Raw genomic sequence first — 20,834 nt, 5'->3', positions numbered from 1 at the left:
TGGGTGCTTTGCCCGGAACACGGCAAGCCAGCTACCGCATAAATCAGCCTAGGGCAAAGCGGGCGCGCACTAACTGGCCGCGCCGAAAGGGCGAGGCCAGTGATTTGACGTCAGCTGCTCGCTAGGCTCTCCAGCGTTGGGCGCAGCCCGTCAAGCTGATAGCCAGCAGCCTGTGTCCGCGACAGAATTTCCTCCGTCGGCAGATCACTTGCCTGGCTCAGCGCCCAGACCACCGAACAACGAGTGCCGGATGCACAATAGGCCAGGACCGGCCCTTCGCAGTTCTCGTACAGCGCTCGCTGGCGCGCCACGTTCTCAGGCGTCATCGTCTGGTGGGTCAATGGCAGCACTTCAAAGTGCAGACCCAGTTCTTCGGCCGCGGCACCGATGGTTGCGGCGTGATGGCTGGGGGGAACTTCCTCATCCGGGCGATTGCAGATCACCGTTTTGAAACCGGCGGCAACAATTGCGGGCAGATCTTCGACCGAGATCTGCGGCGAGACCGAGTAGCGGGGGGTGATTTCACGTGCTTCCATGATGTGTCTTTACGCGGTTGTTTGCTGCCGGTCCAGATACCGGTTGAAGACTTGGGCGACAATCATGCCGCAGGCCATAGCGGTAAAGAAAACGTCCCCCCTTGGAACCATCGCCGTGATCAAGCGCACCACCAGACAAGCTCCCGGAGGAGGAGGGCAACCGCGAGGGGCACTAAACCTGCCAGCATGTCGAATATCGTGGCAACAATACCCCGCCACGACAGTCATGAAAGGCCGCAGACGCTGTGGCTGGAAGTGCCGTCGTTTGGCACCCTGGTGCCAGAGCTGACCAACAGGCCGACGAGTCCGATCACCAGCCCGCCAGCCAGCGCCCAGATCCAGTCCATTTGCGTGGCAGGCTCCATCGTGTCAGATTTTGTTGATGGGGATTTTCAGAAAGACGTCGCCCTGTTCGTCGGGTTCTGGCATCTGGCCTGCCCGCATGTTGACTTGCAGCGAGGGCAGGATCAGCCGCGGCATGCCCAGAGTGGCATCGCGGGCATCGCGCATCTCCACGAATTCCTCGAGGCTGCGACCTTGCCCGATGTGCACGTTCAGCGCCTTTTGCTCACCGACTGTGGTTTCCCAGGCGTAATCGCTTCGGCCGGGCGCCTTGTAATCGTGTCCGACAAAAATCCGCGTGTCATCGGGCAGGGCGAGGATTTTCTGGATGGAGCGGTAGAGCTCTGCCGAGGAACCGCCGGGGAAGTCGCAGCGGGCGGTGCCAAAGTCGGGCATGAACAGCGTATCGCCCACAAACGCGGCGTCACCGATCACATAGGTCAGGCAGGCGGGCGTATGGCCCGGCGTGTGCAGAACCTCACCACGCATCTGGCCGATCATGAAGACATCGCCTTCGCGAAACAGGAGGTCGAACTGGCTGCCATCGCGCTGGAATTGAGTGCCTTCGTTGAAGACTTTGCCGAAGGTGTCCTGCACAACGGTGATCTGCTCGCCGATCCCGATCTTGCCCCCGAGTTGCTCTTGCAGGTAGGGGGCGGCTGACAGGTGGTCGGCATGGACATGGCTCTCCAGGATCCATTGCGTCTGCAATCCGCGCGCTTCGACCCAGGCGACGATTTCATCAGCCGATGTGGTGGCCGTGCGTCCGGCAGCCTGATCGTAGTCCAGAACCGCGTCGATGATGGCGCAGGCGCTGCCTTCCGGTTCCTTTACTACGTAAGAGACCGTGTTGGTGGCCTCATCAAAAAAGGCCTTAACTTCGGGGGTCATTGGCGGCGCTCCCTCGTGCCTGAAGTGGGGTAGATCTTCATATATCATTTTGGGAATATGTTTCAAGCACGACCTTTGCGCCGCGAAGAAACTTACGGTGCCGGTTGTCTGCGTGCTGCATCCCGCAGCAGACCGTGCCGAGTTGCGCCCAAGCCTGCACAAATTCACATCACCGGCGAGCGTTTTTACCCGAGTTTTGCATTGTTGTCGCAAAAATCTGGCATACTGCCTGCAGGTAGGGAGGATTGAACATGACAAACGAGGATCTGTTGCACCGCGCCCGGTCGCTAGAGGCGAGTATTCTCGGCGCCGACGGGGCTGTTCGCATGGCTCTGCGCCCCGAATTCAGTCGGGTCGTCGACCGTTTGCGCCAGAACGGTGCCGCGGTGCCAGGGCGTTTGCGCCGTCTGGAGGCTGCACTGGTTCAGGATGCTGTCGAGGAAATGTTCGACAACATCCCGGTCTGAACACTGACACCCATAGATTTTCTGTCGTACCACCAGATGGTTGCGCGTGGTCGCTTGGCTTTGATCACGTCTTGCTGACGCATGCTCAGCCGAGGAAGATTCCGACCATGACCAGCATCAGGCCAAGGACCGACAGCAGCAACGCGCCGAGGTTGTAAGGCAGCACGGATTGGACGACGGCCCGCATGGCTTCGTCATCCAAGCTGCGGCGTCGCGCGCGGGCCACTTTTATTATGCACCACAGCAGCCCAATCAAACCGGCGATGGACAATGCGGCTCCGGCCCAGACGATGAAATCGAACATGTTTATTGCTCCTGCGCGTGACGCGCAGCGCCTAGCCGATCCTGCTCAGGAGCGCAAGTCAGCTGCACCTGCCAGACGCCCATGCGGTTCTGAGCGGGAAATCCCTCTCGACGCCTTTGCCGGCTTGCGGCGCAGCGGGCGGGGCGCTATCCCCTTGCGCTGACAGCAACTGACAGCAAGTGCCGACGGAGCCGCAGATGGATATGACCGAAGACGAGAAAAGCGAAAACTACCGCGTGACAGCCGGCGAACTGCGCCAGTTCGTGGAACGGTTTGAGCGGCTGGATGAGGAAAAGAAAACCATCGCCGAGCAGCAGAAAGAGGTCATGGCAGAAGCCAAGGGTCGTGGTTATGACACCAAGGTGCTGCGCAAGATCATTGCCCTGCGCAAGCGCGATGAAAATGATATCGCCGAGGAAGAGGCGGTACTTGAAATGTATAAAGAAGCCTTGGGCATGTAAGCTGCCTGATGCTCGCCCGGTGCTAATTGCCGGGCGGGCCTCAACTGGGCCCGGCTTTGTGCGGAATTGACGACTGCTAGCGTTTTGACCAACGCCGCAGTCGCGATACAGCTTCGATAGCGACCACCGAATAGAGCCCCCAGAACAAGGGATGCAGCGTGTAGCGCATGCGCTCCTGTTCCGGACCGTTGACCGCGTGTGCGAGGCCAAGAAACAGCACGACGGATAGAAGCATCACCTGAAAGAACGCGCGCTGTGCTTGGGTCGGCGCGCGGCGCGCCAGTTCGGCAAGCGCGATCAGTGCGAACAGATTGAGCGCCAGCGTGAGGAAACGCGACAGGCTGGGCGGGATGACGATCAAGTTGTCCGCGGTCAGCTCACGATAGGTATCCGGGATTTTCGGAAACCGATTCCAGTTCAGCGGTGGAAACAGATACTCGTTCGGCCAGAGCGACAGGCTGGTTGCTGTTCGCACCACAGCGCCGCTGACATATGCCAGCGGCTGGTCGCTGATCACGTCCAGGGACCGTTTCAGGCAATCCTTGGAATAGGGGATCATTCGCGGATCGTTCAATGCGGTGCCAATATGTACTCCGATCAGGTCGTGGGTCTCGGCAAAGGTCTTGAAGGAACAGCCTTCGACTGGTGACGGCGCGACTTGGGACACGTTCAGCCCCAGCCAACTGCCAGAGCTGAACATTCCAAACACCATCTTGTTCTTCACCGATGGAAGCAGGGTAACCGCCAGCGTCAGTGCAAGGATACTCACGCGCAGCGGCGTTGCTCCGGCCTTGGCCAACAGCAGCCCTCCGACCAGCAGGATGTAGATCGGATGAAAGAGGGTCCAGATCAGCGACAGTATCGCTAGGAACGCGCAGAACAGCGCGAAGTAGCGGCTTTTACCGGTTTTTAACAGCAGCAGCGCAGCAAGACTTGAAAACGAGAAAAACGCAGCCGTAACATGGGCATATTGGATGAAGTTCTCGTAGTAGAAAGCCGCAGGCGTCAGCGCATAGCTGAGGGCCAGAAGGACCGCCATCATGATTGAGCAGGCGAGTAGCCGCAAGCTGACATAGAGCGTCGTCGCGGTTGCGACTGTCAACACCACATGTACCTGCCAGATCAGCTGGATCATGCAGGGCGCTTCAGCCGCACAGGCCTTGGCAACGACCCCCAGGAAGAAGTTCCACAAAGGCGGTTGGGAATGCAGGTTTAGCAGAGCGCCTGACAAGTCGTCGTGGAGCTGTCGAATTGAAAGGTGTTGGTAAGCGGTTTCCAGGTGCACGGGGTCTGGCAGGATCTGGAGTCCGTATGCAGCCATCAGCCTGGTGCTGGTCACAAGGGCTGCAAGGATAAAAACGACGACCAGGGTTTCACGGATCAATCTGCCACGCGGCAGGGCCGCAGAGTTTCGGGAGGTGTCGATTTGCGCGAATGCCATGCCTGTCCTCGGTCTTTTGCGTCTTATACTTGATCGTCCGCGTCCATGGAATTGGCTGCCGCGTGCGACCACACCGAGTGGGCTTGTTCGCAACACTTGTCGGTGTGGGCTGGGCACGGGGGGGCGAGCGCCTAGTCAGGCCTGACCTGCGCTGGTAGAAGCAATCCACCGAAAGAGCTTATACTTTGGTTGACCTGATTTGACGACACAACCTTCGCCTGAGGCCGGTCAGCCCGGCGTGCTCGCCGTTGACCTCGACGGAACCCTTTTGCGCAGCAACATGCTGCATGAAACTTTCTGGTCCTCGTTCGGGCGCAACTGGAAAAGCCCTTTTACCGCGGCGCATGCGTTGTTGCGGGGACGTGCTGCTCTGAAGCGGCATTTGGCCCAGACCGGCCGCGTGGACGTCACCACCTTGCCATATGACGCCGAGGTGCTCGCCTACGTGCAGGCTTGGCGCGATCGCGGGGGGCGGACGGTGCTGGTTACTGCCACGGACCAGGCCGTTGCCGAACGGATTGCTGCACACCTGAATCTTTTTGACGAAGTGCACGGCACGGGTGACGGGCGAAATTTGAAGGGCGCGATCAAGGCAGACTTCTTGCAAAAACGCTTTGGGGATGGTGGCTTTTCCTACGCGGGGGACGCCTATGCGGATTTGCCGGTGTGGCAAGTGGCGGAGAAGGCGATAACGGTGAATGCAGCCCCCAAGCTGCGCCAGAAGTCCGAGGCCGTGGCGCGCAGCACTGAGCATCTGACCACAGGCGCGCCAACAGTGCGCGCTTATGCCCGCGCCATGCGGCCGCACCAGTGGTTGAAGAATATCCTCGTGTTCCTGCCGATGCTGGCGGCGCATCAGCTTGAGGTGCCGACGGTAGGGCAAGCGCTCCTGGCCTTCGTGAGCTTCAGCCTGATCGCTTCCAGCGTCTACGTGGTGAATGATCTTCTTGATCTCGGGGCCGATCGGGCACATCCGCGCAAGCGGCACCGACCTTTTGCCGCAGGGACTATCCCCATCGAACATGGGATCTGGATGGCGGCTGGGTTGTTTGCGTCCGGGCTGGCTGCGGCGGCACCGTTGGGGGTGTCGTTTCTGCTTGTTGTCTTGCTTTATTATTCTATGACAACAGCCTACTCGCTGTACTTCAAGCGGCGCATCGTGATGGACATTTGCCTTCTGGCAGGGCTGTACACTATTCGTATCATCGCCGGCGGTGCTGCCACCGGGATCGAATTGTCGGTCTGGCTGCTGGCGTTTTCGATCTTCTTTTTCTTTTCCCTCGCAGCGGTCAAACGTCAGGCCGAGCTGGTCGATAGCGCTCGCCGCAAACAACTCACGGCGCGTGGGCGGGGGTATCATGTCGACGATCTTCCGATGATCTCGATGATTGCGATCGCGTCGGGATATGTTTCTGTGCTGGTGCTCGCACTATATGTGAATTCGCCCGCGGTGGCAGCGCTCTATGCAACGCCGCAGGGGTTGTGGGGGATCTGCGCGGTCTTGCTCTATTGGATCACCAAGACCGTTATGCTGGCGCATCGCGGCCAGATGCAGGACGATCCGGTGGTGTACGCGGCGCGGGACAGGGGCAGTCAGCTGTGCTTTCTTCTGACACTTGGGCTCGCGATCTGGAGCAGCGCGCTGTGACCGCTAAGAAGCTCTTGCTCCTGTATGTCAGTTTTGCCGTGCTATCGACGGGCGTCAATCTGGCTGTGCAACGTGTCGTCCTGATATGGGGCACGGGCTCAGGCATGCTCATGCTTGCGATGGCTTGCGGCACGCTTTGCGGTCTGGTGGTGAAATACCATCTGGACCGGCGTTGGATTTTTCAGGACCAGGGGCGCGGCGCTGCGCATCATGGGCGGACCTTCTTTCTGTATTCGCTGATGGGGGTAGCGACCACGGCGCTGTTCTGGATCACTGAAACAGTGTTCTGGCTGACCTGGGGCACCGATGCGGCTCGCGAGGCCGGGGCAATTCTTGGCCTCGCGGCCGGTTACGCCGCGAAATACCAATTGGATCGCAAGTACGTGTTCAGCGGATCGGCGGCGGAGGCAGATCGGTGACACATCTGGCAGGCTGGGGCAATTTCCCCGTGAAAGAGACGACTTTGCTGGCGCCACGGAGCGAGCATCTGCTTATTGACCTGCTGGCCAGCAATCCGTCGGTGATCGCCCGTGGCAACGGTCGTGCCTATGGCGACAGCGCCATTGGCGTTCCAACCACCGTGCACATGCGTCATTTCAACAAGATGCTGGCTTTCGATGCGAATACCGGCCTGCTGGAGGCGGAAAGCGGCGTGTTGCTGGGGGACATTATCGCAGCTTTCTTGCCACGTGGCTGGTTCCCGCTTGTTGTGCCGGGCACGAAGTTCGTGACGCTTGGCGGCGCTATCGCCGCCGATGTGCATGGCAAGAACCACCACCGCGATGGAAGTTTCCGCAATTGTCTGGTCTGGATCGATGTGCTCGGGGCGGACGGAGTGGTTCGCCGTTGTTCACCGGAACAGAACCGTGAGATGTTCGACTGGACAGCGGGTGGCATGGGCCTGACCGGGATCATTCTGCGCGCCGCAATTCGACTGAGGCGGGTGCCTTCGGCATGGATCCGTCAGCAAACCTTGCCTGCGGTGGATCTCGGGGATGCAATGCAAGCCCTGGAGCGTTCGGTTGACGCTTCCTATTCGGTTGCCTGGATAGACTGTCTTGCCAGAGGTGCGCAATTGGGGCGGTCGGTCGTGATGTTGGGCGAACACGCAACCCCAGCGGAATTGCCGCCCCAGCAAGCGGCGCAGCCCTTAACGGCGCGTCGGGTGCGCGGCCGACCTCTGCCGCGGCCATTTCCGTCCTTCCTTTTGAACCGCTACAGCGTAAGGGCCTTTAACGCCGCGTACTATTGGGCCGGGCAACGGCGGGCAGGATTTCAGATCGCTGATTGCGACAGCTACTTCTTTCCGCTGGATGCGCTGTTGGGCTGGAACCGGATTTACGGACGCAAGGGGTTCATGCAGTTTCAATGCGTGCTGCCGCCGGATCAGGCGACGAACGGCCTGCGGGCACTGCTGGAGGAAACCTCAAGCGCCGGGCAGGGTTCATTCCTGGCGGTGCTCAAACGGTTGGGCCCGGGCGCGGGGCCGTTCTCCTTTCCGATGGAGGGCTACACGTTGGCGCTTGATTTCCCGGTCAGCCGCCGCAGCCTTGCGCTGATGGAAAGACTCGACCGGATCACTCTGGCCCACGGCGGTCGTTTTTATTTGGCCAAAGACAGTCGAATGTCTGCGGATGTGTTGCGCCAGTCGGATTCACGTGTCGAGGCGTTCAAGGAAATGAGGCAGGCGGGCGGGCTGAGCGGCCGGTTTCGTTCCGCCCAGTCGCAAAGGTTATCGCTATGACGAAACTCCCGGTCCTGATCCTCGGGGCGCGTTCAGACATCGGCCTTGCCGTCGCGCATGCCTTTGCTGCTGAAGGTTATCCGGTGCAACTGGCCGCTCGCAATGCGAATGGATTGTCGGCGGAGAAAAACGATCTGGAATTGCGGTATGGGCAAAGCGTAACCCTGCATGAGTTCGATGCGCTTGCGCTCGCAGATCATGCCGGGTTCATCGATAGCTTGCCGCAACTTCCGGGGATCGCGGTCTGTGCTGTGGGACTTATGGGAGAGCAGTCCGCCAGCGAGGCAAAGCCAATGGTCGCCACCGAGGTTCTACGGAGCAATTTCGAAGGCCCGGCCAGTATCCTCGCTCATCTTGCCAACCGTTTTGCGGAACGTGGCAGCGGTGTGTTGGTGGGCATCAGCTCTGTGGCCGGAGAGCGCGGACGGGCAATAAACTATATCTACGGTAGCGCCAAGGCGGGGTTTACCGCCTTTCTCTCCGGTCTGCGCAACCGGTTGGCTGGGGCGGGGGTGCATGTGGTGACGGTACTGCCGGGGTTCGTTGCCACCCGGATGACCGAAGGCATGGACCTGCCCGCGAAGTTGACCGCCCAGCCCCAAGAAGTCGCGAGCGCCATTGTCAGGGCGACACGCAAGCGCCGAAATATCATCTATGTTCGGCCGATCTGGCAGCTGGTGATGGCGGTCATCCGCAACATCCCGGAACCAGTGTTCAAGAAACTCAAGCTTTGAGCGCGAGGCGGGCAGGGATACAAAGTTTTAAGCTTGAAATAAATTCCGCTCCTCCGCTATGGTCGCCAGCAACCTGTCTAGGACCAGTTGCAAGGAAGGAATCCCGTCATGCCGGCTATCAGCGTGCATCCCGAAGGATGGAAACCCGCCAAAGGTTATGCAAATGGCATGGTGGCCGAGGGCCGTCTGCTGTTTGTGGGGGGGCAGATCGGTTGGACCGCCGATCAGGTTTTCGAAGCGCAGGATTTCATCGGCCAGATGAGCCAGGCGCTGCGCAACATTCTTGAGGTGGTCGAAACCGCTGGCGGTCGCGCCGAGGATATCACGCGACTGACCTGGTATGTCACCGACAAAGCGGAATATCTGGCCAATCAGGCCGAGGTCGGCAAGGCGTACCGGGAGGTTATGGGGTACCATTTTCCGGCCATGACCATGGTGGTTGTGTCTGCCTTGGTCGAAGACGAAGCCAAGATCGAGATCGAAGCGACCGCAGTGCTGCCCAACTGAGGCACGGCGCCGCGGGCGAATGATCTTTAAAAATACAATTGTTTCAGCTTGTTGCGGGCCGCCCTTTGAGGGCGGCCATTTTTTGTGCAGCCGCAGAAAATTTTACCAGTTGATAAAAAACCGAACTGTGGCACTCTGGAGGGCAAGAAAACATAAAAACAGGGAGACACCCAATGGCGACCAGCCATCAGGCATCCGGAATTCAGGCCGCGCGCTTGGACGCGGCTGGAATTGCCGAAAACTTCTCGGATCTGCATCCCCCGTTCGACGCGCATGAGGCTGCCGTGGCGGCCGATCGCTGTTACTTCTGTTTTGATGCGCCCTGCATGACGGCCTGTCCGACCAGCATCGACATTCCGCAGTTCATCCGCGAGATTCAGGCCGGGCATCCCGAAAGCGCTGCCAAGACCATTCTTGATCAGAACATCCTCGGCGGTATGTGCGCCCGCGTCTGCCCTACCGAAACCCTGTGTGAAGAGGCCTGCGTGCGGGAGGCTGCCGAAGGAAAGCCCGTCGAGATCGGGCGCCTGCAACGCTACGCAACCGACAGGGTGATGGAAAAGAACGAGCATCCATTTACTCGTGCAGAGGCGACAGGAATGCGGATCGCCGTGGTCGGAGCCGGGCCAGCGGGACTTGCGGCTGCGCATCGTTTGGCCATGCTGGGGCATGACGTGCAAGTGTATGATGCGCGGGAAAAGCCGGGCGGTCTGAATGAATTCGGAATCGCGGCCTACAAGGCCACCGATGATTTCGCGCAGCGCGAGGTTGACTGGTTGCTGCAGATCGGCGGCATCACTATGCAATATGGCCAGAAGCTTGGCGCGCAAATCTCGCTGGATGAATTGAAGGAGCAGTTTGACGCGGTATTCCTGTCGATCGGTCTGGCGGGCGTGAACACGCTTCGGGCCGTGGGGGAAGACCTGAAAGGGGTGCGCGACGCGGTGGAATTCATCGCCGATCTGCGCCAGACGGATGACCTGACCACCTTGCCGGTGGGGCGCAATGTGGTGGTCATCGGTGGTGGGATGACGGCGGTCGATGCCGCCGTGCAGTCAAAACTCCTGGGCGCGGAGAACGTCACCATCGCCTATCGACGCAGCCGCGAAGAGATGGGCGCAAGCCGATTTGAACAGGACCTCGCCGCCTCCAAGGGGGTGAAGCTCATGTTCAACGTGATGCCGGTGGCGATCCATGGCGACGGGGCCGTGTCCGAGATCGAACTGGAATATACCGAGGTCTCAGGCGGCAAAGTGACGGGAACCAGCGAACGGTTTCGGCTTGTTGCCGACCAGGTGTTCAAGGCGATCGGTCAAACGTTGCAAGGCCAACCGGAAGCGATCGCGCTTGAAGGTGGCAAGATCAAGGTTGATGCCAACGGGCGCACCTCGGTCGCGGGGGTCTGGGCCGGGGGCGACTGTGCCTCGGGCGGCGAGGACCTGACCGTAACGGCCGTTGCCGAAGGGCGCGATGCGGCGATGGACATTCACTCCAGCCTGATGGGCTGAGCCAGCTCGGGTGCGGACGTTCTGCACCCAAGCTCGCCTTAAGAGGAGAGATCAAATGGCTGATCTGACAACAGAATTCCTTGGGATCAAGTCCCCGAACCCGTTCTGGCTGGCCTCGGCGCCGCCCACCGACAAGGAGTATAACGTCCGTCGCGCCTTCGAGGCCGGCTGGGGCGGCGTGGTCTGGAAAACGCTGGGCGCGGAAGGTCCACCGGTCGTCAACGTGAACGGTCCGCGTTATGGTGCGATCTGGGGTGCCGACCGCCGCCTGCTGGGGCTGAACAACATCGAGTTGATCACCGACCGCCCCTTGCAGACCAACCTCGAGGAAATCACCCGGGTCAAGAAAGACTACCCGGACCGCGCCGTGATCGTGTCGATCATGGTGCCCTGCGAGGAGCAGGCCTGGAAGGACATCCTGCCGCAGGTCGAGGCCACCGGCGCCGACGGGATCGAGCTGAACTTCGGCTGCCCGCACGGCATGGCCGAGCGCGGCATGGGCTCGGCCGTGGGGCAGGTGCCGGAATACATCCAGATGGTCACCGAGTGGTGCAAGAAGTATTACTCCAAGCCGGTGATCGTGAAACTGACGCCGAACATCACCGACATTCGCCACCCGGCGCGCGCGGCACATGCTGGCCACGCCGACGCTGTGAGCCTGATCAACACGATCAATTCGATCACCTCGGTCGATCTGGACAATATGGCACCGGAGCCGACCATCGGCGGCAAGGGCACCCACGGCGGTTATTGTGGTCCGGCGGTGAAGCCCATCGCGCTGAACATGGTGGCGGAAATCGCGCGAGACCCGCAGACCCGCGGCCTGCCGATCTCTGCCATCGGTGGGGTGACCACCTGGCGTGACGCGGCTGAATTCATGGCAATGGGGGCAGGCAACGTGCAGGTCTGCACCGCGGCTATGACCTATGGGTTCAAAGTCGTTCAGGAGATGATCTCGGGGCTGTCGAACTGGATGGATGAAAAAGGGTACACCTCCACCCAGGACTTCATCGGCATGGCGGTGCCGAATGTGACCGACTGGCAGTATCTGGATCTGAACTACGTCACCAAGGCGCGGATCAGCCAGGACGACTGCATCAAGTGTGGTCGCTGCTACGCCGCCTGCGAGGACACTTCGCATCAGGCGATCGCGATGGGCGAGGACCGGGTGTTCACGGTGAAGGACGACGAATGCGTGGCGTGCAATCTGTGCGTGAACGTCTGCCCGGTCGAGGGCTGCATCACGATGGAGGAAGTGCCTGCCGGCCAGGTTGACGAGCGCACAGGGCAGGTCGTCTCGGGTGAATACGCCAACTGGACCACGCATCCCAACAACCCCTCAGCCACTGCAGCGGAGTAGTTTGCCGAGGTTTGGCGTGAGGTTCAGCGAGATCCGGCGGCGCTCCCGCCCGTCGTCGATCTCCTGTTCAGGAGATGCTCCTCCCGTTGGGCCCGGCACCGCGAAGGCGCGGTGCCGGGCCCAACGCCGTTAAGGGAGCGGTGGCATCCTACTGAGGGGTGCCGACGTAGGGGTGGAGATTGGGTTAGCTTTGGGGTGTAAGCATCCGCCGATAAAGTGTTTCCAGGTAATCCGGGGCGGCATTGAAGGGGTCTTCGTCGCCCATCAGAAGCCGCACCTGTGCGTCGAAGTCGGCATAATGCTGCGTCAACGACCAGATCGAGAACAGCAGGTGCTTGGGATGCGCATGATTGATGCGACCGTCGTCCATCCAGCTTTGCAGCAACGCGGTCTTCTCCTCCACCAGATCCTTCAACTCGCCCGCGATGACCCCATGCAGGCGCGGCGCTCCTTGCACGATCTCATTTGCATAAAGACGGCTTTCCCGCGGAAAATCCCGGCTCATCTGAAGCTTGCGCTGAACATAGGCGAGGATTTCCTCAAGCGGGTCACCGTCTGCATCCAGACGCCGCAGCGGATCCAGCCAGCTGTCCATCAGCCCGGCCATCAATTCGTTGAAAATGGCTTCCTTGGAGGGAAAGTAATACAGAAGGTTCGGCTTGGAGAGCCCCGCCGCCTTGGCGATCTGATCGACGGTCGATCCGCGAAAGCCGCTGCGTGAGAACACATCCAGGGCGGCTTCGAGAATGGTCGCTCGATTCTTTCGCTGAATCCGGGTCGGCGCGCGGGGTGCGGGCATGGTCGTCCTCGTCTGTTGTCGCCGTCCCAGTGTGCGACTGCACGATTCAACGCCTGTTTTTTGGGGGCAGCGCGGTTTTTTCCGGGGCTATGCGTCAATTTCTTGACTGATACCCGTCCCGTGATAGCGTGAGTTTGACCAGTTGGTCAAATCAATGACCGGAACAAAAACCGGTCCGGCACAGGCTGGCACGCACGTGACCAGCGCCGCGAAGCCACCGAACTCGGAACCATAATCCGAGGCGAGCCTGTAACGACAGGCCCACAGGGAAGGAAGCTCGTGATGACGTCGCTTGGACAAAATCTGAAGATCAATGGCGACAGGCTGTGGGACAGCCTGATGGAGATGGCCAAAATTGGTCCCGGTGTAGCGGGCGGAAACAACCGCCAGACGCTGACCGATGCCGATGCCGAGGGTCGCGCCCTGTTCCAGAAATGGTGCGAGGAGGCAGGGTGCTCCATGGGCTTGGATCAGATGGGCAACATGTTCGCGCGGCGCGAGGGAACGGACCCGGACGCGCTTCCGGTCTACGTCGGCTCGCACCTGGATACCCAGCCGACGGGTGGCAAATATGACGGTGTCCTGGGCGTTTTGGGTGGGCTGGAACTGATCCGGTCGCTCAATGACATGAACATCAAGACAAAACATCCGATCGTGGTGACCAATTTCACCAACGAGGAGGGAACACGTTTTGCGCCGGCCATGCTGTCCTCGGGGGTGTTCGCGGGCGTGCACACGCAGGACTGGGCCTACGACCGGCAGGATGCCGAAGGCAAGAAATTCGGCGATGAGCTGAAGCGCATAGGCTGGCGCGGTGAGGAGGAAACCGGGGCCCGCAAGATGCACGCCTTTTTCGAGTTGCACATCGAGCAGGGACCGATCCTGGAGGCGGAAGGCAAGGACATTGGTGTCGTCACCCATGGCCAGGGGCTGAGCTGGACGCAGGTGACGATTACCGGAAAGGATGCCCATACTGGGTCGACCCCGATGCCGATGCGGCGGAATGCCGGTTTGGCAATGGCGCGGATTCTGGAGGAAGTTGACAAAATCGCGTGGTCTCATGCGCCGCATGCGGTGGGGGCGGCTGGTCACATCGATGTCTACCCGAATTCGCGGAACGTGATCCCGGGCAAGGTCGTCTTTACCGTCGACTTCCGTAGCCCGGAGCTCGGCGTGATTACTGATATGGAGAACCGGTTGCGCGAGAAAGGCACCGAGATCGCGGAGGCGATGGGGGTGGAGATCGCCTTTGAAAAGGTCGGTGGTTTTGACCCGGTCGCCTTTGACGAGGGCTGCGTCAGTGCGGTGCGCAATGCGGCGCAGCGGCTGGGCTATTCGCATCTCGACATCATTTCCGGTGCGGGTCACGACGCCTGCTGGATCAACCGGGTCGCGCCAACGGCGATGGTGATGTGCCCCTGTGTGGATGGCCTCAGCCACAATGAGGCGGAGGAAATCAGCAAGGAGTGGGCGGAGGCCGGTGCCAACGTGCTGTTCCACGCGGTGGTCGAGACAGCGCAGATCGTCGAATAGGGGGGGCGCTGCCCCCGCGGCCCGTTGGGCCGCTCCCCCGGAGTATTTCGGGAAAGATGAAAGAATGCCGCGTCAGACGGCGGAAGAGATAAGGAAAGCGCGAAAAAGCGCTCCGTTCCAGGGAGAATAAACCATGAGCACAGTCATCCGAAACGGCACCATCGTGACCGCGGACCTGACCTACAAGGCCGATGTTCTGATCGAGAACGGTGTCATTACCCAGATTGGTCCGAACCTGAAAGGGGACGAGGAGCTGGATGCCACCGGCTGTTACGTGATGCCGGGTGGGATCGATCCGCATACCCATCTGGAGATGCCCTTCATGGGCACCTACAGCTCGGATGATTTCGAGAGCGGCACCCGGGCGGGGCTGGCGGGCGGCACCACCATGGTGGTGGACTTTGCGCTGCCCAATCCGGGCGAAAGCCTGCTGGACGCGCTGAAGCGCTGGGACAACAAGTCGACCCGCGCCAACTGCGACTATTCCTTTCACATGGCTGTCACCTGGTGGGGTGAGCAGGTCTTTGACGACATGAAGACCGTGATCGAGGAGCGCGGCATCAATACCTTCAAGCACTTCATGGCCTACAAGGGCGCGTTGATGGTGAATGATGACGAGCTTTATGCGTCGTTCCAGCGGCTGGCGGAGCTGGGCGGCATTGCAATGGTACATGCCGAGAACGGTGATGTGGTGGCGGAGCTGTCGGCCAAGCTGTTGGCGGCGGGCAACACCGGCCCCGAGGCGCATGCCTATTCCCGCCCGCCGCAGGTGGAGGGCGAGGCGACCAACCGCGCCATCATGATCGCGGATATGGCGGGTGTGCCGCTGTATGTGGTGCATACCTCCTGCGAGGACAGCCACGAGGCCATCCGCCGCGCCCGGATGCAGGGCAAACGTGTCTGGGGCGAGCCGCTGATCCAGCATCTGACGCTGGATGAAAGCGAGTACTTCAACAAGGACTGGGATCACGCCGCCCGCCGGGTGATGTCGCCGCCGTTCCGCAACAAGCAGCATCAGGACTCCCTGTGGGCCGGTCTGCAATCGGGCTCCTTGTCGGTGGTGGCCACGGACCATTGCGCCTTCACGACCGAGCAGAAACGCTATGGCGTCGGCGATTTCACCAAGATCCCGAATGGCACCGGCGGGCTGGAGGACCGGATGCCGATGCTGTGGACCCATGGCGTGGAGACTGGGCGGCTGACGCCGAATGAATTTGTCGCGGTGACCTCGACCAATATCGCCAAGATCCTGAACTGCTATCCCAAGAAGGGTGCGGTCCTTGTCGGCGCGGATGCCGACCTGGTGGTCTGGGATCCGGCCAAGACCAAGACCATCTCTGCCGCCAGCCAGCAGTCTGCGATCGACTACAACGTTTTTGAGGGGCAGAAGGTCAAGGGCCTGCCGCGCTATACGCTAACCCGCGGCCAGGTGGCAGTCGACGACGGCGAGATCAAGTGCCAGGAGGGCCATGGCAAGTTTGTCGCCCGCGAGGCCAACACCACGGTGAACAAGGCGCTGTCGACCTGGAAGGAACTGACAGCGCCGCGCCCGGTAGAGCGCAGCGGCATTCCGGCGACAGGCGTGTAAATCAGGAACGGGCTGCCCTACGGGGCGGCCCGTTTTCCTTTTGGAACTCAAGGCGAAGAAATGAACATGGAAACTCCACCCGAGGCCCTCCGGCCCGCAAGTGCCGCCCCCCATGCCAGCCTTGGCGCGCCAGTGATCGCCGCGCGCAATCTGGACCTGACGTTCGGATCCGGTGAAGGCGCGGTGCATGCGCTGAAAGATGTGAGCCTGGACATCAACAAAGGTGACTTCGTCTCCTTTATCGGGCCGTCAGGCTGCGGCAAGACCACCTTTCTGCGTTGCATCGCGGCGCTGGAAACCCCGACAGGTGGCTCGCTGACCGTCAATGGCATGACGCCGGATGAGGCACGGCGCAATCGCGCCTATGGTTATGTGTTTCAGGCCGCGGGGCTGTACCCCTGGCGGACGATTTCCAAGAACATCAAACTGCCGCTTGAGATCATGGGATACTCCAAGGCCGAGCAGGAAAGGCGCGTGAAAGACGTGCTGGAACTGGTTGAATTGTCAGGCTTTGGCGGCAAATTTCCCTGGCAGCTGTCCGGCGGAATGCAGCAGCGGGCGAGCATTGCGCGGGCGCTCGCATTCGACGCCGATATCCTGCTGATGGATGAGCCTTTCGGGGCGCTGGACGAGATCGTGCGCGATCACCTGAACGAGCAGCTCTTGAAGCTCTGGGCGCGCACCAACAAGACCATCGGTTTCGTCACCCACTCGATCCCCGAGGCGGTGTATCTTTCGACCAAGATCGTCGTCATGTCGCCGCGGCCCGGCCGCATCCACGACGTGATCGACAGCACCCTGCCCAAAGAGCGCCCGCTGGACATCCGCGACAGTCCGGAGTTCATCGAGATTGCCCACCGGGTGCGGGAAGGCCTGCGGGCGGGGCATGCCGATGACTGAACTTGGAATCTCCGGCCGCTCCGCGTTTGCCGCCGACGGGCTGCGGGGGGCGTGGGCATGAAGACGTTTTTTGCCGTCCTGACCGTGCTCGCCGCGATCATTGCGCTGTGGTACGCGGCCTGCGTACCAATGAACATCAAGGGCGTGCTGGACCAGGCCGAACGCGCCGGGGCCGAGGTGACGCCCGCAACCCCCAAAGCGCGCCGCGATCTGGGCACGATGGGGCTGGTGGCGAACAACAGCTTTGCCATCGGGGATACCTGGGTGCAGGAACGACCGCGCCTGCCTGCGCCGCACCAGGTCGCGGTTGAGCTGTGGCAGACCACGGTCGAGAAGAAGATCACCTCGAAACGCAGCCTGATCTACCACGGGCAGGTGACGTTGTCGGCGACGCTTCTTGGTTTTGCCATTGGTACGGGCCTCGGGATCCTGCTGGCGGTGGGGATCGTGCACAGCCGCGTCATGGACATGTCGGTGATGCCCTGGGCGATTGTCAGCCAGACCATCCCCATCATCGCACTGGCGCCGATGATCATCGTGGTGCTCTATTCCATCGGCGTGCAGGGGATCATCCCAAAGGCGGTGATCTCAGCCTATCTCAGCTTCTTTCCGGTGGTTGTCGGCATGGTCAAGGGGCTGCGCGCGCCGGACGCGATGCAGCTGGACCTGCTGAAAACCTATAACGCCAGCACATCGCAGGGGTTCTGGAAGCTGCGGTTGCCGTCATCGATGCCCTATCTGTTTGCCTCGCTCAAGATCGGCATCGCAGCGTCGCTGGTGGGGGCCATCGTGGGCGAGCTGCCGACAGGGGCGGTGTCTGGTCTGGGCGCGCGGCTATTGGCGGGCAGCTATTACGGGCAGACCGTGCAGATCTGGTCGGCGCTGTTTGCGGCGGCGATCCTGGCGGCGCTGCTGGTGGCGCTTTTGGGGCTGATTGAACGGCTGGTTCTGAAACGCATGGGGGTCAGCGCATGATCGACCATTTAATTGAGGGCTTCGGCCTCGCAATTGTGCGACCCACCCAGGGGTATCTCGGCAAGAGGCAGAAAGGCGGTGCGCCATGGTGATGGTCGTGCTTGCGGTGGTGGTGTGGTGTCTCGGCTGGTGGCTGAACGCGCGTTTGGCAACCAGTCCGGCAGCGCAGACCCGAACAGTGCAGCTGCTGGTGCCGGCGATCTTTGGCATGACAGTTCTGCTGGTCTGGGAGCTGTTGGTGCGCGGGCTGGCGGTGTCCCTAGTGATCCTGCCGGCGCCTTCGGTGATTGCAGCGCGCTTTGCCGACAGCCTGCCGATCCTGTGGCAGGACTTCGTGCAGACCATCCTGAAGGGCGCGCTGGGGGGGTATGTGATCGGCTGCGCGGCGGCCTTCCTGACCGCGATCCTGGTGGACCGCAGTGATTTTCTGCGCCGCGGGCTGCTGCCCGTGGGCAACTTCGTGGCCGCGCTGCCCATCGTCGGCACCGCGCCGATCCTGGTGATGTGGTTCGGCTTTGACTGGCAGTCCAAGGCGGCGGTCGTGGTTGTGATGGTGTTCTTCCCGATGCTGGTGAACACCGTGGCGGGCTTGCGCGAAACCTCGGCCATCCAGCGCGATCTGATGCAGACCTACGCGGCAAGCTATTGGCAGGCTTTCTTCAAGCTGCGGTTGCCTGCGGCGCTGCCGTTTGTCTTCAACGGGCTGAAGATCTCGACCACCCTCGCGCTGATCGGCGCGATCGTGGCGGAGTTCTTCGGCTCGCCCACTGTAGGCATGGGGTTTCGCATATCCACCAGCGTCGGTCAGCTGGCACTGGACATGGTCTGGGCGGAAATCGTGGTGGCGGCGCTGGCTGGCTCGGCCTTTTACGGGCTGGTTGCGCTGATAGAGAAGACCCTGACCTTCTGGCACCCGTCGCAGCGCAGCTGAGGCCGGGCAGGGAAGGATCAACAACAAGAATAAACAGAAGTCAAAAACAACCAACTGGGAGACTATGCGATGAAATATATCATGACAGCGGCGGCCTTGGCTTTGGGGGCTGGCTCCGCGGTGCAGGCCGCGGATGACGTGACCCTGCAGTTGAAGTGGGTGACCCAGGCGCAGTTCGCCGGCTACTATGTGGCACAGGACAAAGGGTTCTACGAGGAAGAGGACCTCAATGTCACCATTCTGCCCGGCGGCCCCGACATTGCCCCGACCCAGGTGATCGCAGGCGGCGGTGCCGATGTCACTGTGGAATGGATGCCTGCCGCCCTCGCGGCACGCGAAAAGGGCTTGCCGCTGGTCAACATCGCCCAGCCCTTCAAGTCGTCAGGGATGATGCTGACATGTTGGAAGGACACCGGCATTTCCGAGCCTGCGGACCTGGCCAACCGTACCTTGGGCGTGTGGTTCTTCGGCAATGAATTCCCATTCATGAGCTGGATGAGCCAGCTGGGCATCTCCACGGAAGGCAAAAGCGAAAACGGTGTCGAGGTCTTGAAACAAGGTTTCAACGTGGACCCGTTGTTGCAGCGACAGGCCGACTGCATCTCGACCATGACCTACAATGAATATTGGCAGGTCATTGACGCGGGTGTCTCCGAGGATGAGCTGATCACCTTCAAATACGAGGATCAGGGCGTCGCAACGCTGGAGGATGGCCTCTATGTGCTGGAGGACAAGCTGGAGGACCCTGAGTTCGTCGACAAGATGCAGCGTTTCGTGCGGGCCTCCATGAAGGGTTGGAAATACGCTGAAGAGAACCCGGATGAAGCGGCAGAAATCGTGCTCGACAACGATGCTTCGGGCGCCCAGACGGAGACCCACCAGCAACGAATGATGCGTGAGATTGCCAAGTTGACGTCCGGAAGCGACGGCGCACTTGATCCCGCAGATTACCAGCGCACGGTGGACACGCTGCTGACTGGCGGTTCGTCGCCCGTCATTACCAAGGAGCCGGAAGGTGCCTGGACCCATGTGATCACCGACGCAGCCTTGAAATAGGCCGCAGGCGTTCGCTGTGCGGTCGCGCAGTACACTGCTGCGACCCGCAGCGTCGCGGTAGCCACACCCGCCGTGTCAGATGATGCGGCGGGTTATGCAATTCCATCGTGAAGTTAAAGGGGCGATAAAACAGAGGAATTTCCCACATACAAGTTTGCGGTGTGGATAAATGTGTTAATATACATCCTATGGGAGAAATGCGCGCCTATATCTCGGAAGGGCAAGCATGGGCTGGCAGTCCACCTCAGAAGTTGTGCCTGTGCGCCTCGTCGGATGTGGATGGCTGTTGCAAGCGCGATGCCGTTCAGGGCCGTCCTGCCTTGCGGTCTCTGATCAAGCGCAGCTGCGACCTCCCTTTGATTTCCCAATGCGATGCGGCCTACCTGCGCAAGCAGGAGACGGGACGCGCGCAGATATTGCTGCTGTTCGAAGTCGAGCCGATGGTGCCAGAGATGAGCGGACCTCTGCAGGGGGATGTTTGTCCGGTGGCGGTCTGCTGCCTCGAGAAGATCACGCACCCGGATCTTCTGCATGCCCTGGCCGGCGGGTTCGACATGATTTTCCTTCAGACCATTGGCCGCCATGGTCTTCGTAACCAGTTGCGGGAGGTCGAGCTGGCTTGCAGATTGGGCGCTGCCGATCGGATCAAGCTGTTCAACACCTCCCGGGAGTTGCTGCAAGGGTTGTCGCAAGGGGTTGAGTGGCACGCGCCTGTCGACCCTAGAGTGTTGGCCGTGGGCAGTCGTCGTGATTCAGCCCGGGCCAGTGCTGCGGCGCTTCTGCCCCTGGAGCGGAAGCTGGTGCCGTTGCCTGACCAATCACCCTACGGGGCGGTCGTGTTGGATCGTGACCTGTGCAACAGCTGCAGCAGCTGCGTCTGGGTATGCCCTTCGGACGCGTTGAGCCTGTCGGAAAATGGCTGCGAATTGAACCTTGTTGAAACAAACTGCGTTCAATGCGGATTGTGTGTTTCCATATGTCCGCAACGCGCTCTGGGGTTGGCACCACAGATGGACTTGTCCGCGGGCGCGGTTCTTCCGTTGCGACTTGCGCCTGCTTCGCCTCGCTCCGTTTCTACAGCGGAGACGCGGAGGCAGAACGTGTCCTGA

At 60.8% G+C, this 20,834-nt stretch carries 22 protein-coding genes; 16 read left to right on the top strand and 6 right to left on the bottom strand.

Translation table 11 applies throughout. The features are described from left to right. Positions 1 to 110 precede the first annotated feature (110 nt). The 3 genes from ACZ52D_RS00670 to ACZ52D_RS00660 form a co-directional block, all read right to left on the bottom strand. Positions 111 to 536: a protein tyrosine phosphatase family protein gene (locus ACZ52D_RS00670; RefSeq protein WP_464442153.1), complete on the bottom strand. Its 426-nt coding sequence runs from the start codon at positions 534 to 536 to the stop codon at positions 111 to 113. Positions 537 to 760: 224 nt separating this feature from the next. Continuing rightward, a complete protein-coding gene (locus tag ACZ52D_RS00665) occupies positions 761 to 883 on the bottom strand; it encodes a hypothetical protein (protein WP_464442152.1) in 123 nt (40 codons plus the stop codon). A 22-nt stretch (positions 884 to 905) separates the two neighbouring features. Next, on the bottom strand, positions 906 to 1,769 hold the full coding sequence (locus ACZ52D_RS00660) for an MBL fold metallo-hydrolase (protein ID WP_464442151.1): 864 nt from the start codon (positions 1,767 to 1,769) through the stop codon (positions 906 to 908). Between the two features lie 251 nt (positions 1,770 to 2,020). Here ACZ52D_RS00660 and ACZ52D_RS00655 point away from each other — a divergent pair, with 251 nt between their 5' ends. Continuing rightward, on the top strand, positions 2,021 to 2,236 hold the full coding sequence (locus ACZ52D_RS00655) for a hypothetical protein (RefSeq protein WP_222453731.1): 216 nt from the start codon (positions 2,021 to 2,023) through the stop codon (positions 2,234 to 2,236). Between the two features lie 85 nt (positions 2,237 to 2,321). Here ACZ52D_RS00655 and ACZ52D_RS00650 read toward each other — a convergent pair whose 3' ends face one another. Next, a complete protein-coding gene (locus tag ACZ52D_RS00650) occupies positions 2,322 to 2,540 on the bottom strand; it encodes a hypothetical protein (protein WP_222453730.1) in 219 nt (72 codons plus the stop codon). A 197-nt stretch (positions 2,541 to 2,737) separates the two neighbouring features. Between ACZ52D_RS00650 and ACZ52D_RS00645 the strand changes: the two genes are divergently transcribed. Then, positions 2,738 to 3,001, top strand: a complete 264-nt coding sequence (locus tag ACZ52D_RS00645) for a DUF2312 domain-containing protein (protein WP_222453729.1) — start codon at positions 2,738 to 2,740, stop codon at positions 2,999 to 3,001. 76 nt (positions 3,002 to 3,077) lie between these two features. On the opposite strand, the gene ACZ52D_RS00640 is transcribed toward ACZ52D_RS00645, so the two are convergent. Further along, positions 3,078 to 4,442: a hypothetical protein gene (locus ACZ52D_RS00640; protein WP_464442149.1), complete on the bottom strand. Its 1,365-nt coding sequence runs from the start codon at positions 4,440 to 4,442 to the stop codon at positions 3,078 to 3,080. A gap of 238 nt (positions 4,443 to 4,680) precedes the next feature. Here ACZ52D_RS00640 and ACZ52D_RS00635 point away from each other — a divergent pair, with 238 nt between their 5' ends. The 7 genes from ACZ52D_RS00635 (at position 4,681) to preA (ending at position 11,943) form a co-directional block, all read left to right on the top strand. Then, on the top strand, positions 4,681 to 6,090 hold the full coding sequence (locus tag ACZ52D_RS00635) for a UbiA family prenyltransferase (RefSeq protein WP_464442148.1): 1,410 nt from the start codon (positions 4,681 to 4,683) through the stop codon (positions 6,088 to 6,090). Further along, the gene (locus ACZ52D_RS00630; protein ID WP_464442146.1) at positions 6,087 to 6,509 is read left to right on the top strand and encodes a GtrA family protein; all 423 of its coding nucleotides are present in this window, start codon (positions 6,087 to 6,089) and stop codon (positions 6,507 to 6,509) included. Before ACZ52D_RS00635 ends, ACZ52D_RS00630 begins: the two co-directional genes overlap by 4 nt. Beyond that, a complete protein-coding gene (locus ACZ52D_RS00625) occupies positions 6,506 to 7,834 on the top strand; it encodes an FAD-binding oxidoreductase (protein ID WP_464442144.1) in 1,329 nt (442 codons plus the stop codon). The genes ACZ52D_RS00630 and ACZ52D_RS00625 overlap by 4 nt, the downstream gene beginning before the upstream one ends. Next, positions 7,831 to 8,568 carry an SDR family oxidoreductase gene (locus ACZ52D_RS00620; RefSeq protein WP_464442142.1) on the top strand — a complete coding sequence of 246 codons (738 nt, stop codon included), beginning with the start codon at positions 7,831 to 7,833 and terminating at the stop codon, positions 8,566 to 8,568. Before ACZ52D_RS00625 ends, ACZ52D_RS00620 begins: the two co-directional genes overlap by 4 nt. Positions 8,569 to 8,676: 108 nt before the next feature. After that, positions 8,677 to 9,075, top strand: a complete 399-nt coding sequence (locus ACZ52D_RS00615) for a RidA family protein (protein ID WP_417475167.1) — start codon at positions 8,677 to 8,679, stop codon at positions 9,073 to 9,075. A 173-nt stretch (positions 9,076 to 9,248) separates the two neighbouring features. Next, positions 9,249 to 10,583, top strand: coding sequence for an NAD(P)-dependent oxidoreductase (locus ACZ52D_RS00610; protein WP_464442141.1), 1,335 nt, complete (start codon positions 9,249 to 9,251; stop codon positions 10,581 to 10,583). Positions 10,584 to 10,638: 55 nt separating this feature from the next. After that, positions 10,639 to 11,943, top strand: coding sequence for an NAD-dependent dihydropyrimidine dehydrogenase subunit PreA (gene preA, locus ACZ52D_RS00605; RefSeq protein WP_464442140.1), 1,305 nt, complete (start codon positions 10,639 to 10,641; stop codon positions 11,941 to 11,943). 184 nt (positions 11,944 to 12,127) lie between these two features. Here preA and ACZ52D_RS00600 read toward each other — a convergent pair whose 3' ends face one another. Further along, on the bottom strand, positions 12,128 to 12,742 hold the full coding sequence (locus ACZ52D_RS00600) for a TetR family transcriptional regulator C-terminal domain-containing protein (protein WP_464442139.1): 615 nt from the start codon (positions 12,740 to 12,742) through the stop codon (positions 12,128 to 12,130). 282 nt (positions 12,743 to 13,024) lie between these two features. Here ACZ52D_RS00600 and ACZ52D_RS00595 point away from each other — a divergent pair, with 282 nt between their 5' ends. The 7 genes from ACZ52D_RS00595 to ACZ52D_RS00565 all read left to right on the top strand — a co-directional run bounded on the left by ACZ52D_RS00595 (position 13,025) and on the right by ACZ52D_RS00565 (position 20,834). Then, positions 13,025 to 14,275, top strand: coding sequence for a Zn-dependent hydrolase (locus ACZ52D_RS00595; protein WP_464442137.1), 1,251 nt, complete (start codon positions 13,025 to 13,027; stop codon positions 14,273 to 14,275). A 133-nt stretch (positions 14,276 to 14,408) separates the two neighbouring features. Further along, positions 14,409 to 15,863 carry a dihydropyrimidinase gene (gene hydA / locus ACZ52D_RS00590; protein WP_369926463.1) on the top strand — a complete coding sequence of 485 codons (1,455 nt, stop codon included), beginning with the start codon at positions 14,409 to 14,411 and terminating at the stop codon, positions 15,861 to 15,863. 60 nt (positions 15,864 to 15,923) lie between these two features. Further along, entirely contained in the window at positions 15,924 to 16,763 is an 840-nt protein-coding gene (locus ACZ52D_RS00585; protein WP_464442135.1) for an ABC transporter ATP-binding protein, read from the top strand. Between the two features lie 57 nt (positions 16,764 to 16,820). Beyond that, positions 16,821 to 17,738, top strand: coding sequence for an ABC transporter permease (locus ACZ52D_RS00580; RefSeq protein ID WP_222453716.1), 918 nt, complete (start codon positions 16,821 to 16,823; stop codon positions 17,736 to 17,738). An 85-nt stretch (positions 17,739 to 17,823) separates the two neighbouring features. Beyond that, complete coding sequence (locus ACZ52D_RS00575; RefSeq protein ID WP_464442133.1) at positions 17,824 to 18,669, top strand: ABC transporter permease; 846 nt, start codon at positions 17,824 to 17,826, stop codon at positions 18,667 to 18,669. 69 nt (positions 18,670 to 18,738) lie between these two features. Then, entirely contained in the window at positions 18,739 to 19,725 is a 987-nt protein-coding gene (locus tag ACZ52D_RS00570; protein WP_464442131.1) for an ABC transporter substrate-binding protein, read from the top strand. A gap of 197 nt (positions 19,726 to 19,922) precedes the next feature. After that, a complete protein-coding gene (locus ACZ52D_RS00565; protein ID WP_464442129.1) occupies positions 19,923 to 20,834 on the top strand; it encodes a 4Fe-4S dicluster domain-containing protein in 912 nt (303 codons plus the stop codon).

The sequence above is a fragment of the Leisingera sp. S2M4 genome, from assembly GCF_055398055.1.
The sequence above is the reverse complement of the archived record's forward strand: the minus strand, read 5'-3'. Positions and strand labels throughout refer to the sequence as shown.

Bases quoted from the DNA above. Each gene is read 5' to 3' on its own strand.
- ACZ52D_RS00665 (WP_464442152.1), bottom strand. From the start codon at position 883: ATGGACTGGATCTGGGCGCTGGCTGGCGGGCTGGTGATCGGACTCGTC.
- ACZ52D_RS00645 (WP_222453729.1), top strand. From the start codon at position 2,738: ATGGATATGACCGAAGACGAGAAAAGCGAAAACTACCGCGTGACAGCC.
- ACZ52D_RS00570 (WP_464442131.1), top strand. From the start codon at position 18,739: ATGAAATATATCATGACAGCGGCGGCCTTGGCTTTGGGGGCTGGCTCC.
- ACZ52D_RS00660 (WP_464442151.1), bottom strand. From the start codon at position 1,769: ATGACCCCCGAAGTTAAGGCCTTTTTTGATGAGGCCACCAACACGGTC.
- ACZ52D_RS00640 (WP_464442149.1), bottom strand. From the start codon at position 4,442: ATGGCATTCGCGCAAATCGACACCTCCCGAAACTCTGCGGCCCTGCCG.
- ACZ52D_RS00615 (WP_417475167.1), top strand. From the start codon at position 8,677: ATGCCGGCTATCAGCGTGCATCCCGAAGGATGGAAACCCGCCAAAGGT.
- ACZ52D_RS00580 (WP_222453716.1), top strand. From the start codon at position 16,821: ATGAAGACGTTTTTTGCCGTCCTGACCGTGCTCGCCGCGATCATTGCG.
- ACZ52D_RS00655 (WP_222453731.1), top strand. From the start codon at position 2,021: ATGACAAACGAGGATCTGTTGCACCGCGCCCGGTCGCTAGAGGCGAGT.
- ACZ52D_RS00670 (WP_464442153.1), bottom strand. From the start codon at position 536: ATGGAAGCACGTGAAATCACCCCCCGCTACTCGGTCTCGCCGCAGATC.
- ACZ52D_RS00620 (WP_464442142.1), top strand. From the start codon at position 7,831: ATGACGAAACTCCCGGTCCTGATCCTCGGGGCGCGTTCAGACATCGGC.
- ACZ52D_RS00600 (WP_464442139.1), bottom strand. From the start codon at position 12,742: ATGCCCGCACCCCGCGCGCCGACCCGGATTCAGCGAAAGAATCGAGCG.
- hydA (WP_369926463.1), top strand. From the start codon at position 14,409: ATGAGCACAGTCATCCGAAACGGCACCATCGTGACCGCGGACCTGACC.
- ACZ52D_RS00565 (WP_464442129.1), top strand. From the start codon at position 19,923: ATGCGCGCCTATATCTCGGAAGGGCAAGCATGGGCTGGCAGTCCACCT.
- ACZ52D_RS00575 (WP_464442133.1), top strand. From the start codon at position 17,824: ATGGTGATGGTCGTGCTTGCGGTGGTGGTGTGGTGTCTCGGCTGGTGG.
- ACZ52D_RS00650 (WP_222453730.1), bottom strand. From the start codon at position 2,540: ATGTTCGATTTCATCGTCTGGGCCGGAGCCGCATTGTCCATCGCCGGT.
- preA (WP_464442140.1), top strand. From the start codon at position 10,639: ATGGCTGATCTGACAACAGAATTCCTTGGGATCAAGTCCCCGAACCCG.
- ACZ52D_RS00595 (WP_464442137.1), top strand. From the start codon at position 13,025: ATGACGTCGCTTGGACAAAATCTGAAGATCAATGGCGACAGGCTGTGG.
- ACZ52D_RS00585 (WP_464442135.1), top strand. From the start codon at position 15,924: ATGAACATGGAAACTCCACCCGAGGCCCTCCGGCCCGCAAGTGCCGCC.
- ACZ52D_RS00610 (WP_464442141.1), top strand. From the start codon at position 9,249: ATGGCGACCAGCCATCAGGCATCCGGAATTCAGGCCGCGCGCTTGGAC.